Annotated in this window: 4 protein-coding genes and 1 riboswitch; of the genes, 1 reads left to right on the top strand and 3 read right to left on the bottom strand. The window is 45.7% G+C overall.

The genetic code is table 11. From position 1 onward, the window contains the following. Positions 1-11: 11 nt before the first annotated feature. Positions 12-809, bottom strand: a complete 798-nt coding sequence (locus tag AC1EKT_RS00150; protein WP_481615827.1) for a hypothetical protein — start codon at positions 807-809, stop codon at positions 12-14. A 568-nt stretch (positions 810-1377) separates the two neighbouring features. Beyond that, positions 1378-1489, top strand: a riboswitch (TPP riboswitch). Here AC1EKT_RS00150 and thiM point away from each other — a divergent pair. Further along, positions 1479-3056 carry a hydroxyethylthiazole kinase gene (gene thiM, locus AC1EKT_RS00145; RefSeq protein WP_481615826.1) on the top strand — a complete coding sequence of 526 codons (1578 nt, stop codon included), beginning with the start codon at positions 1479-1481 and terminating at the stop codon, positions 3054-3056. (Overlaps the previous riboswitch by 11 nt.) Before the next feature lie 260 nt (positions 3057-3316). Here the strand turns inward: thiM and thiD are convergent, their stop codons facing one another. Together thiD and AC1EKT_RS00135 are read right to left on the bottom strand one after the other, a co-directional pair. Beyond that, complete coding sequence (gene thiD / locus AC1EKT_RS00140) at positions 3317-4237, bottom strand: bifunctional hydroxymethylpyrimidine kinase/phosphomethylpyrimidine kinase (RefSeq protein WP_481615825.1); 921 nt, start codon at positions 4235-4237, stop codon at positions 3317-3319. 194 nt (positions 4238-4431) lie between these two features. After that, a complete protein-coding gene (locus AC1EKT_RS00135) occupies positions 4432-14124 on the bottom strand; it encodes a hypothetical protein (RefSeq protein ID WP_481615824.1) in 9693 nt (3230 codons plus the stop codon). Positions 14125-14244 lie beyond the last annotated feature (120 nt).

Raw genomic sequence — 14244 nt, 5'->3', positions numbered from 1 at the left:
GCGCAACAATACTATTCTTTTAATATTGCACGAGCGCGAGCATCCTTAAGAGCAAGAAATACACTGCCGACACCAATAAAAATAAGAGTAAACACAATTAACAAATACGCAACTCCAACGCCCAAAGTAGTGGCATTAAAAGTTTGCGGTGCAAAGCCGAACCAGCCGGCAGGAGCGCCATAATTGAGGAAATTATAAGGCGCGCGCATTGCATGAACACCCCAACGAACACCAGCAAACTCGCTAAGCATAGCAGCATAAGCAACATAAGCAAGAGGCGGAACAGTAGAAACATACAAATGTGCGCGAGTAGAGCGGAAACGATAATCAAAAAGCACAAAATCAGCGATTGCAAGAAGCGGCGCAACTGCGTGAACGCAAAGGCTGCTGCATCCGTTATTCATATAAGCGCCAACGAAACCAAGCTTATTGGTAGGTGCTAAGAAACACAGGTACAAAGTGAATGTGACAGCAATTGAGATGGTCATCATGAATTTGAAAATGTACCAAGCGTTGGATTTTGAGTCGAACCATGCGCAAGATGCTGCGGAATCTTGCTGCGCGGCGGAACATGCAGAATTACGAGCACGCATAAATGCAGCTGTATCAAGCAAAAGCGATCCAGCAAGAGCTACGCAAATCATAAGGTTAGAAAGATTCGTAAAATAAGTGAAGGTCATCAAGCCTTCCCACGAAGCAGCCATGCCATAAACAGATGCGATGATTGCAATCGTGCGTATTGCTGTGCGCGTCGCGTATTCGCGCGCGGTGAGAGGAGTCTTTTGTTCTAGCGTGGAATCGTTTGCCATGTTATCTCGCTTTCGTAACTTCTATAATCTACTTATTGTTTACCATATTTATGTTTACACAGTTGCAAGCGAAAATATGTAGAAGAAGTTGCAAAAATGCGGCGCGATTTTTGTAGATTCCTGCAAGTGCTGCGATTTAGCGCACGAAAGCAACTCGGAGCGGAAACTCGCTCAAGTCGGAAGTCCAGTGGACTTCCAACGCGAGTTTCGTAAGCGAGCGCGTAATCCGCGCGAGCGCCAATCTGCACCAGTAACGGAAAACGGCAGAAACTGTGCAGCTGTGTAAAGTTTATGCTGCGAACGCAAGAAAATCCGACCAAAACTTTACAGCCGTGTAAAATTTATGCCGCGAACGCAAGAAAATCCGACCGAAACTTTACAGCCGTGTAAAATTTATGCCGCGAACGCAAGAAAATCCGACCGAAACTGTGCAGCTGTGTAAAGTTTCTGCCGCTTCCCAGCTAGATTCCGACCAAAACTTTACAGACGCGCGCAGTTTATGCCGCCTACGCGCTAAATCGCAGCGCTAACGCAAAAGAGCGTAAGTCACGAACAAAAGATATAGTCGAAGGATGGTTCGGAGTGCGCAATTGCAACAAATTGTGAAGTCAAGCGCTGAGATTACATCCGTAAAACCTGATCTAGATAGTGCTAGCGAAGGGAAACATTATGACAACATGCAACACTGAAAAAACAAATACCTGCAACGAAGCAAACGAATACTGCACAAGCTCAACAACGCAAGTCGACACATGCTTCTCTGTACGCGCACGCCGACGCATGTTCCTTAACGACGTGCGTCAATGCATCGAACGCGTGCGCACGCAGCAGCCACTCACCCATTGCATCACGAACGTAATCGTGCAAGACATTACAGCCAACGCACTGCTCGCTGCAGGAGCATCGCCAATTATGGTAACCGATCCAGAAGAAGCGCATGAGCTTGCGCAAATTGCCACAGGCGTGCTCATAAACGTTGGCACATTCCATCAGCCAGAAACTTCCGAATACATGCGCGCAGCCGTTGAAGGATGCGAAAAAGCCAATACTCCGTGGGTGCTTGACCCGGTTGGAATCGGCGTTCCAGCACTTGCTCCACGCGCGCGCTTTGTACGCGAAATTATTAAGCACCACCCTACTGTAATTCGTGCAAACGCTTCCGAAATAATGGCACTTGCAGGCAAAGAAAGCAACGGAAAAGGCGTAGATTCTCACGATAACGTAAACGACGCGCTTCAAGCTGCTCGCGAATTAGCTAAAAAATACGGATCTGTAGTGGCAATTTCCGGAGAAAAAGACGCGATTTACGCTCACGGATGTTTAGCTCGCGTAACAGGTGGACACAAAGCTATGACTAAGGTAGTTGGAACCGGTTGCGCTTTGGGAGCGTTGGTTGCAGCATACGTTGGCGCAAACCCGGAACGTCCGCTCGCAGCAACTGTTGCAGCGCACGTGCACGCAGCAGCGGCTGGAACTTGGGCAGCTCGCCAAACCACAGCTCCCGGCACTTTCCGCACGCTGTGGATGGATGCGCTTTCAACTCTTAGCGTAAACGACATGTTTAGTTTGACGAATATTGAGTTTACGGTGGAGCCTGTGGATTGGACGCTATATTTGGTAACGGATCCGCGAATGGGAAATCGCCCGGAAGAAGAAGTGGCTGTGGAGGCGATTGAAGGCGGAGTTACAGTTGTGCAATTGCGCGATAAGTATTCCGACGACGCGGAGATTGCAGCTAAAGCGAAGAAGTTGCGCCACGCGCTTATTGATTCCGGACATGGCGACGTGCCTGTGTTTATTGACGATCATGTTGATTGCGCAGCTCAGCTTGGTTTCAACTTGCACGTTGGGCAAAAGGATACGCCGTTTGTTGAGGCGAGAAAGGCTATGCCGGCAGAGTGGATGGTTGGGCTTTCTTGCGCGCGACCAGATTTGATGGAGAAAGCTTACCGCGAGTGCAAAGAAAACGACGTTCCGCTGCCGGATGTGATTGGCATCGGTGCCGCTTTTGAAACGCATACGAAAGCGCACGACGTGCCACCGCTGGGAGTTGACGGAGTGAACGAAGTTGCGAAAGTTGCGCACTCTATGGGCGTAAAAACGTTGGCAATTGGCGGAATTCACGAGAACACAGTGTTCCCTATTCGCGGTCTTGAGCTTGACGGAGTTTGCACAGTATCGGCGCTTATGTGCGCTGAGGATGCTGGGAAAGTTGCGCGCGAGCTTAAGCGCGTGATTACTGAGTAAAGCTAGCTTGAGCGCAGCATAGCGCGTAGGCGGCAGAAACTTTACACCGTTGTAAAGTTTTTGCCGTTTTTTGGCGCGTAGCCGACCTTTATTTTACACGGCTACACAGTTTCTGCCGTTTTTTGGTGCGGGAACGACAGTTTCTTTACACCGCTGTAAAGTTTTGGTCGGAATCTGGCTGGTAAACGGCAGAAACTGTACACATCTGCACAGTTTCTGCCGTTTTTCGTTACTCACGCAGATTGCGCGCTGCGCGAGTATCACTTAGTTTGCTGAAGGATACGCACGGAATGGTTTACCGGTCCATGCCCGCGCTCGTCTCCGCGCCCAACATGCAATTCACTTCCAGCAGCAATCGCCTCGCGAAGCCACGCAGTCGACCATTCAAGCGCGCGAAGTACGGTATCGTGCTCGCTTAAACTCTTACCCTCTCGCAAAGCAAGCCCAATTTTCGTGGCCAACGCAGAAGAAAGCGAGCATCCAGTTCCGTGAGTTGTGCTTGTTTCAACGCGCTCGCTTGGCACGTGGCTTGCGTAGCCATCCGGGAAAACCGCAGTATTTCCAACGTCTTCGCCAGTTAAGTGCCCACCTTTTACGATTACGACAACGCTATTTTTTGCAGCCAACTCGCGCGCCTGATTGCAAGCTTCCTCAAAGTTTTCCGCAACGCGCGATTCGCTCAAAGCCGCCAATTCCGGCACGTTTGGCGTCACAACATCAACGCAGCTTATAAATTTTCGCATAGCATTTTCAGCACTCGCCTCAAGCAAGCGCTTCCCGGAAGTCGATATCATCACAGGGTCTAGCACGCTTACAGGAACCGGATTATCGCGCATCCAGTCTCGCATAGCTTCAATGTATTCAGCGCATCCGAGCATACCAATTTTTAGCGCGTCAACTGTAACGTCGTCGTACACGCACGAAAGTTGAGTGCGGAAAAAGCTGACCGGCGGCGTGAATACTTCGCGAACTTCGCACGTGTTTTGCGCAACCAAATTAGTTGGTATGCACATGCCATAGCCGCCTGCCGCCATAATTGACTTGAGATCTGCCTGAATCCCGGCTCCACCTGTTGGGTCTGTGCCAGCTACGCTTAGCACGCGCGGAATGATTGGATTTGATTGCTGCATAGGCGATTTAGCATGCTGCTCGTCATGCTGTTTGCTTGATACTAGCGTCATAACTTTTATTATATTGCGTCGCCACATTTGCGCTCAAGTAGGTCGTCGCGCACGCAGAACGCATACTGCACCAGTGTCCCAAAACAAGCAAAATCGGACACTCATGCAGAAAGCAAACTGCGCGAGTGTCCGAAGAATTGCCAGCGAGCGCAAAAGGGGACTTACATACCACTCAAGTAACGCTCGCTTACACATCACAGCCGAAGCCACTTGAACTTGAACTTTGACTTGAGTTTGAAGAACAGATTGCCGCTTCGAATCGCTTCAGCCGAAGCGTCGCAGTGCTTGCTGTCCGTTAATCCGCCAAAGCCGTTGCCGCTAAGCACCGAGCCAAGCCATCCGCGCCTACCGAATGCGCCGGATGCCAAGAACAGCGCCAACAGCACGCCGAACATGAAGCTGAACCATATTGCAGCTTGGCCGCCGCTGTAAGGCAGCGCAACCGGACGCACTAAGTATCCGAAGCTGAAGTAGCCGACTAAGCGACCCATGTTGTTCTTATCAAAGTCTTCACTCTTGTTGCCGGAGCTATCTTTTGCACGTCCATACAAAGCGTACTCAACTCCACTACCGTCAGTCTTGAGCTTCTTAAACGCCGCAGCATTTACGGAGCCATTATTGCTCATTATTGACTTGCAGCTCTTAAAATCAGTTGCGCCTCCAGCCTCATTGACTTTGCACGCGAACAAACTAAGGTCGCTGAGTCCAGAGAAGCTATCGTAGTCGTCGTGAACATCAGCAAACAGAGTCTTCTTATCCTTATCGCTTGTTGGCTTCGAAGCCTCACTTTTATTAACCGTGAGCTTAGCGTAGTCCTTCTCCTCCATCGTCACAACGTAAGGATTATTAGCATCCGTGTGCCCGCTTAGAAGCGATCCTGCAGTTGCAGCAACAGTTGGCTTAACGTTATCAACAGGAACTAGATACACAGGCATTACGAATTCGTAATTGGCATCGTTATTCCAGCCGCCTTCTTTGCCTCTCGTTTTATGAGTATCTCCAACCCAGCTATCGCCATATGTCATAATAACCGACAAACCATTATCTGGATTCTTAAGAACCTTATGACTGATTAAGTTCTTATCAATCGCGCCAGACCTACCCCATGCACCAACACCATCGAAGTTGGTAAGCGAAAGACCAGTATTGCTGCTTTCAGACGTTACGCCAGCGCTATTAGGAATCTTATATCCACCGCCAGTACCGTCCTTTGAAATCATATCTATGACGTTTACGTACCAAGTTTCTGCAGCAGCAGATCCACCATTGTCGTTACTAGCGCCGTTAGCACCAGACCTATGGTCTTCAGACGGATCATACGTATATAAGTGCGTAGTCCAATCAAAGCTGAAGCCGTTTAGGTTATGCTCACCATCGACCTTATCGCTACCTCTTACTTCCGGCAGCAAAGATGGCTGGCAATCAGCAAACGCCCAGTCACTTCCATCAACATACTTCCCACACTCATTTGCTGGGTGCAAAGTACCATTACGCTTAAGCTTCAACGCAGCTTGCAAATCATTAAGCTCAAATTGTTTCTTAGTTGAAGCATTGTACAGATACAGAAGAGACTTCTTATCTTTCGAAAGAACAAATCCTGGATCATCCGGACGATCCTTTACGCGCAGAGCTTTATCACCCTTAGTTTCATCGAAGCTAGCAGGCGCATCAGCTAAGTAGTCTGCAGCACCCTTACTATCGCCACCATGCTCGCTATCGACGTTTTCAGGCGCGCGCAATCGTACAAATCGCGTAATCTTATTTTCTTGCGGATTTGGAACGAGCACGCGGCTTCTCCAGCCTCTAGTCAGAACAGCAACGTCTTGCTTATTTCCTACTTGGCGGCCATCATAATTAGGCAGATGCAAAGGCTTATGGTCATTGTCCATAGCACTATAGTCATACTGCCTGAACGTCACCATAGTTCTACCAGGACCAAGCCTTGGATCCTCATTCGTAACGATTTCGCTATCGCTTGGAAGCCAAATTCCCTTCTTTGGCTCGTTTGCAAAGTTGTTTTCGCTACGCAAATCCATTCGTATTGCGCGCTCCTCGTGACCGCTTAGCAACATTGGGTGTATTTGCACTATTTGACGCTTCATCGTAACGTCGAAGTACACGCAGTCAGACGGCTTAAGTTGACCTTCCCAATCGCTTGCCCTCGAGTAATCCGGACGGCATACTTCGCTAGGCTTTTCTTTTGCGTAAGCCATTGGCAGCACGTCAAGAGTATCTTCTGAACTAGCGTCGTCTCTGTAAGAATCTTTATGTTTTGCAGCGCGGCTTTTTGCGTTTCTACCTTTTGCAGCACGCGTATTTCCTCCGCTTCTGCTACTTCCGCCGCTTCTTGCAGTCTTGTTTCCGTCTCTATTAACTGAGTCATCGGCAAGATCTTCAGGGCTTCTAACACCAGGCATATACGTCCATGGACCAACCTCAAGACGGCTGCGCGCTCGAACCACGCTTCCTGGAGCTAAGAAACCGCTAGGGAATGTTAGAACAGCATTACCAACTTTATCGTGATCAAGCGTTACTTCCTTCGGCTTGGAAGTACCAGAGCATACACTCCATGATTTATCCCAACAGATGGAAATTGTTTTACCAATGCTGTTTTCTATGTCAGGCTCATTCTGGTTTCCACTAGATGCACTAGATCCATAAACAGCATTAGAAGCAGCTTGCTTAGCTTTTTCAAGCTCCGAAGCAGGATGATAGTAAACTACCATTCTTTTGGCTCCAAAGCCTGATTTAACTACAACCTTATAGTCGCGGCTTTGTGAGTTATTAAGCCATCTATCCTTTTTTGCAACCTCATCTGTTTCACCATCATATGCAACAACAGATGGCTTAATAACATTTTCCCACGTTGCTTTGAAGCATCCAACAACAGTTTGGGCACTTTGCTTTCCAGCACTATCCGTAGTTTCAGCATACATTGTAAATACAGTTTGCTTATCTTTGCTTGGATTTTGCAAATCCGTACTTCTGTATTTTTCAACAAACCTTCTAAGCAAATGTTTATTTGTAACGCCGTTACTAACAAACTTCAGCATTGGACTAGAAGTTTTACCGTCAGGATACTGAATGTTGTTCGCTTTAATATATATATTCAGATTACCAAGCAGGACTTTACTGTTTATACTAATCTTGCATAAATTAACGTATTTCTTATTAAATACAGTACCATCCACCCATTCATCTTTGCATTGATCAGATTCGTACGCATTGAAATCATCGTCTAACTTTAACGCTGCAGGTAAATTAATCGTGGCATTATCAGCTTCATACCAAGCTTTTGTCTTACCTGCATAAATTTTTTTATCAAGAGTAATAACATCAGCATCAACAGTAGTGCAGTTATTCACATCGCCGTTAAGCATGCATCTTCCGTGAATATCCCACGGCTTACCGTCCCACTTCTGATAACTCTTCGCACTAATCGTCGGCTTCTCACTATCAACCGGCATAAACCACACGTTTATCACGTTCGTTGTGTTATCTGGCGTCTTACCAGGATCGCGAAGCAGAAGATCGTTCGTAACCTGACCATTATTCACATAAAGTTGCGCATGCACGAACGGCCTGTTATTTGCGTATCCCTCAGGCTTTGAAGTACCTTCACCGTACGCGTCATAGTCGTTCATAGTATCGACATCAATATTCTTAGTTATAACGTCGCCAATGTTTTCGCCATCTGCTTGACCGTTCATATCTTCACCGCCAGGCATAAGGAAGTCCTTGTGAATAGCATATTCACTAACCTTCTCTGTACCGAAATGTTGACTACCCTTATTTTCAACAAGCCTATCTGTAATATGTACTTCACTTCCGTTCTTCATATTTACAGAAGCGTCGTAAGAGAATGCAGAACGCTTCATAATAAAATCTTCAGGCGTATACTTAACTAAATTAAGCTTATTTCGCCACTGGCACGTACCTTCTTGCGCAACACCTTTATGAGCAGCAATAGACGCAGCACATGTATCGTCGTGCACAGCGTAACCTAATCCATCTTTAACCGCCATCGGGTACAAATCATGCCACGCATCAAATTGCCTATTATCCGCCGCGCTCATAGGAGTTAGCGAAGGCTGCGGCTTACTTTCATCTTTCGTATTGATACTAGGCGTACCTTTTACAAGCTTTAGCACATCCTGAAGGTTTAACGGCTTACCATTGCCGCCCTTGCGGTATGAGTTTATGTTCCACTTGTACACAAAGTATTGCGTGCCATACTTCTGATTTCCATGCAAGCCATTTTGCGGCCCGTCAAATCCAGGATCGTTTCGCCCATCAACACTCTTCTTGTTGCTATCTACTAATCCCCACGTATAGTCCTTACGCATATCAACGAAACGCGTTACCTTATGCTCAATCGGGTTAAGAATAGTCTCGTCATCAGCTTCCAACTTTTTGAAAGAAAGAGTCTTTTTGGCGTACTGCTTTTGTTTAATATCTCCTATCTTGTTAATACCAGTAACGCCACCTAAGCACAGCTTCCACTGCTGATCCGTCTCCGAGTCGCATGAGTATTGAGGCTTATCTTCACCATAAGCATACTTTGCTTGAGTTTTTGCAGGATTAAAGCCATCGTCATACTGGTCGTAAGTATCGTACTTCTTTTGGTCTTTAACACCAATTTCTTCCTTGCGGTAGCCGAAAATGCGCTCGTTCCGCTTATCGTGCCTCATCCAAGAAAGCATTGCAACAATTTCGTTATTATTAAGCTCAAACGGGTTCACTTGCACTAAGCCGTTTGGCCACGCAATATCAAGCGGAAGCGGGTCGGATTCTTCGTAATCCTGGTGATTTCCTGGATCCATAAGCTTCCAAAGTTTATTTTGACGCTCATCTGGATTATCTTTCGACACAGAGTAAACGTCTACGTAAATTCTGGAACCAATTTCCGCAAAGTATTCCGGAATCGTAATATTTCCAGTTACAGGATCAAAAGTGATTTCGCACTTATCGTCGCCGTTAGTAGTGCAACCCTTGATATGATCTCCAAGATTTGCTGTAATAATGCGCTTACTGTATTCTTTAAGCAATTCTTCATCAGTTTTCGCAGTTTTTTTAGTAGAACGATCTTCGCCTTCAGCATCTCGATCCTGACCCTTAGATTCTTCCGACTTATTTTCAGAATCTTTAGCATCTTCAGAATTCTTGGCGTCCTTGTTATCGGAGTTCTTGCTACCGTTTTCTGCAGTATTAGCAGCATCACTCTGCTTGTTACCATCACTTACTTCAGGTTTTTGTACTTCAGATTTCTGAGTATTCGCATTCTTAGAAGAATCACCTTCGTTTAGCACAGCAAATCTTACTTTACTGCGCTTTCCAGGAACATTGCGCTTCTTAGCGTTCTTCTTAGAGCTCTTCTTAGCTGTCTTATTCTTAGCATTCTTCTTAGTTGCTTTAGAAATCTTCAAAGAAGCAGGCTTGTTGCTAGTTTGCGGATTATTATTTTGCGGCTTATTAGTTTGCTCATCCTGCTTACCATGCTGCTCCTGCTTACCCTGCTGATTTTGGGTAGAGTTCTCCCCTGGTTTGGCATTATCAGTTTTTTCGCTATCAGCTTTAGCTTTGTTGTCAACTTTCGCCTTACCGCCAGCAGTCTTATCGTCAGCTTTAGATTTGTCATCAGCTTTAGATTTATCTTTATCCTTGCCATCAGCCGACTTTCCATCAGCCGCATCTCTGTCCTCTAAAGCAGACCTATCCTCAGCAGCTCTAGACCCATCCGGGCTTGCAGCATCATTATTGTGGTTATAAGTATTAACCTGATGCCAAAGATCAGTCTTCTTATTACCGTTTCGCTGAATAACAATGCCGTAGCAACTTCCATCACTTGGACAAATCTTATCGTAGTTGTGCTCCTTCCCAGGCTTTTCCTTACCGCGCGCCCAAATCCTAACCATAATCGAGCGCACGCGCTTATCTTCATCCCAAGGATTCACGCGCCCAACATAATGTCCATTCGGCTTCTTATCCCACCAAACGTTTGGCAAACCATAGCCAGGAGATACAATAATCAGCCTAATTTTCTTTATTACGGAATTACCTGCAGCATCCCAACCGTGGAATATCAAATCATGCACACCGTGATTTCTAGTCTGATCACCCACTAATACTGTAGGAGAACCATCATCTTTAGAATTACCGCTGTTAATAACCCATCCAACTTGATCCGTTTGATTATCAAGCTCGCCATTTTTATGAATGAACTGATTGTAGCTTATTGTAGTAAAATCGCCGCAGCCGCGGGTATCGCAATCATTCTTATTGCTACGCGGAGTGGTAATCATATCGAAATCATCGCGCACAGCGACTTTTTTACTATCAAAGAATCTCTTATTTTTATCGTTAGTAAAGTATTCAGTAGCTTCCTTCGGCTTTACGCCAAGCAAAATCCTCTTATCGTCATGGCCCTTAACCCAGAACTTAATTTTGCTATCAACAGGAATCTTCAAACCATCAGCTGGAACGTCAACAGGATTTCCGTTATTTACGCTCACTTTTACATCCAACGTTGGCTTCTCATAATCAACATACGGGAATACAACAGGTATAACAGTAGTCGAGTTATCCCAGAACGTAATCTTTACGTACTTTACAAACACGTAATTTGGCAAAACTTTAGGTTTCTTGCCATCTTGCAGCTGAGCACTATACTTGTTGCGCATCCAAGTTCTGTAAAGACGATCGATTTTAGCCAAAACTTTGTCATGCAAGTCTTGCTTTACAGGATCGCCAGGCTTCAATTCCTTGCCGTCATCACCCGTCTTAGGAGCATCGCTTACAAACCAAACATTACGCTTAGTAGCATCTTGCGCTTTAGGCCAGCATGCAGGCATGCTGTCTTCACGATCCTCACCAAGAGCTGCACGATCGTCATTCACAGCAGAATCATCGCCGCTATCTACGGATCTAAATTGAATAGAAGACCTAGATTGACCGGTAATTTTATCCTTGTACTCATCAAGAATCTTAGAGTGTCCGCAAGGATTTACAACGCTGACAATAGGCACTTTGGCAGCAATGCTTAAATCAGCATCTTGAAGAGTATTCGAGCGAGGCTCATCACCCCACTTATCCGTCCACTCAGCTTTGTAAACAGCAAGATTCTTAAGCGGAGTATTAGAATCTCCATCCGGATTAACAGTCAAATAGTTAGCATCAAGCGGATAAGGGTTTGTATTAGCGCCCTTCTTCTGCCTTATGGAACCATACCTATTTCTTGAACCATACTCAGTCAGATTAACAGGCAGGAACAAGTTAGGATCGAAAGCCATTACCTGCTTATACAAGTCAGAACGCTTACCAACAAAATTCACAAACCCAGCATTATTATCACGATCATCAATAATAAGAGGATTAGGAAGCGGCTGATCGTAAGAATAATACTTAGGAGTCTTGTTATTTTCGTCATATTCCTCAGTTTGCAAAGGCTTAAACACATCCGCTTGCGTAATAATCCTATACCACAAATCCTGAGTTTCGCTCATGTGATACGTTCTATCGTTATATCTAAGCTCAAGCTTGTGTCTACCAGGCTCTGAATCCTTCGTATTATGGTCGTTCATACCAGGATTACGGAACCACTGATTACCTCGAGCATAGCCGTTATTCGGGGAATAATAATCAGGCAATAAGCGTATATCTTGATCCTCGTTCATAAGATTTGAGTATCCCAAAGGCTTATTTACTATTCCAAGTAACACACTAGAGAATGAAATATGCCTAATAGTAAGATAATTACCGCTGTCACTGTTGTACGGGCCCAAACCAGTACCCTTAAGGAAGTGGTATCTAGGAGCCTGAATATCCATAATTCGCGGCGCACCATACCACTGCTGATGCATTACAGTGTACATGTAAAGGTTAGCGTCACGTCCAAAATTAGTCATGGAGTATTTACTGGCTTTAGTCATACCGAACGGATCATTAGCACCATAAAAGCCGCTACTCATATCTCTATGACCGAAGTAAGATCCTGCAGCGTAGAAGAATGAAAAGTTTTCGCAACCTGTTCCATCTCCCTTGTTAGCAGTGCAATATGGGTCTTTTTTATTCGTAGAAGTTGTAGTAGTGAAGTGAATCTTGTACGTATAAGCAATCTCACCAGATTTAATATTGTTCACAAAACCAAACACGCGCTGCGTGTCACTTTTTATAGACTGATAAAGATTTTGCACAAGAGCAACATAAGCAGGGCTATATCCTCTGTTATAGCTTCCTTCAACTTTAGGGACAACTCTAAGATCACCTTCATCCAAAGCACCATAGCTACTGGACTTAATGCAGTCCAAACCTTGACCATCACGGCACTTACCAATATCCTTACTGTCCAAATCCGTAGTTGTCATAGCGGATGGAAGGAGCCTAGAATAATTGCCGTTCTTACTGTCGTTACTGCCGCTCATCTTAGTCCAAGCTGCAACTAAGTCGTCTCCAGTATCAAAATCGTTGCCGTCGGTTTTAATACTGCACAAACCGTTAGGATTATCCCACGAGAATGAACAGGTTTCGCGAGGAGGATTATTGTTGCCTTGCTTTTGCTTATACAAAGCAGTAGCTTCCCTGCCGCTGTAAAGAACTCGCTGAATATACTGCCTTCCGCCTTCGCTACCTTTGTCTAAAATCTGACCTTTTGGAATCGTAAAGTAATTAAAAGCAGCACCAGCACCCTGAGTACGGCCGCCAGCGTTAAAAATAACATCCCACACAAAGCCACCGCCGGAAAGCTTAGGCGTGCGCTTTACAAACACGAAGTCTGCAGTGTCGTCAATAGGCAAGTTCATTCTGTCGACGCCGGAACCCTTATGGTTAAATGCCATATTGCGGAAGCGGCCCATAATAAAAGTGCCCTTAGGGTACGGAGTGAAGTAAGTTGCGCCGTAATGATCCGTGCCGGAAGGATCTTCAGGCACAGGACCGTTCTCGTAGTGGCCACGAGGTCTTGTTGCTGCGCCAATAAATTGGTCGCCGGAATCCAAGTTGTATCCAAGACTATTAACATCCAAATCGTGGCCGTTCGTGGCTCGCAAACCAGCGCCGTCGCCGTCAGTAGTAATGCATGCGCCTAAAGCGTAATCCTTGTTGCACCCAGGGTGATACTCTTCGTAGGATTCGCGAGCTGTGTAATTCTTAGCGTCGCGGCTTTGCGCTTTTGCTCTTTCTTCTTCTGCAGCGCGCTCAAAAAGTGACTTTGGTTGAGATCCGAACGGAGAGCCAAATGGAGAATCAACTTGAGAGTCAAACGGAGAAGCAAACGGAGAAGCAAACGGCACGCCTGCGCCAGAGCCTGCAGAAGGATTAAAAGATTGAGAGAGTGTATTCCCTGAATCTACAGATCCTTGTGAATTGTCGAAACCCTGTAACGCAGAAGACTGAGATGATGCAGATAAGTCTGGATTAGAGTTTGGATTATTAGAAGTAGAGTTTGAATCAGACTTAGGATCAGAATTTGCGGAATTATTAGCGGAATTATTAGCACTATCCAAAGCAACTGCGGTTTCAGCAGTAATGCAAATAGGTAGCAACATTGCTACCGAAAGAGAGCAAACAAGAACAGTTTTAAGAGCTCTTGCAAAAGAGCTAGTGAACGTACGATATGCAGAAACAGACTCTCGTTTAGACGAGCGTTTATTCGCGCAATTAGCTATACGCTTATACAAACGCTTAGCCACGCGCTTAGCCACGTTACTAGCTACACGCTCAGCCACGCGACTAGCTAAACGCTCAGCCACGCGACTAGCTAAACGCTCAGCCGCACTCTTAGCTACACGGTACATATGCTGAGTCGTACGTTTAGCTACACGAGTTGCGCATTGAGTCAATTGACCTATGCGAACAAGAACGTTTAGCATAATCGTCCAAATACTCTTCATTGTTTCCACCTGTTTTGCATTGTTTTACACTGCTTTGCGTCGCTCCCACGGCACCGCAAGTTTGTTATTAAGTTTTTCTATTAAGTTTTTTGTTGTTATTAAGTTTTTCTATTAAGTTTT

It is taken from the genome of Bifidobacterium sp. C0047B3, from assembly GCF_056590535.1.
Note: the sequence above shows the minus strand (reverse complement) of the source record. Positions and strands in the feature narration are given on the sequence as shown.

What these genes read in the sequence shown, in the direction of transcription:
- AC1EKT_RS00150 (WP_481615827.1), bottom strand. Translation starts at nt 809, where the DNA reads ATGGCAAACGATTCCACGCTAGAACAAAAGACTCCTCTCACCGCGCGC.
- thiD (WP_481615825.1), bottom strand. Translation starts at nt 4,237, where the DNA reads ATGACGCTAGTATCAAGCAAACAGCATGACGAGCAGCATGCTAAATCG.
- thiM (WP_481615826.1), top strand. Translation starts at nt 1,479, where the DNA reads ATGACAACATGCAACACTGAAAAAACAAATACCTGCAACGAAGCAAAC.
- AC1EKT_RS00135 (WP_481615824.1), bottom strand. Translation starts at nt 14,124, where the DNA reads ATGAAGAGTATTTGGACGATTATGCTAAACGTTCTTGTTCGCATAGGT.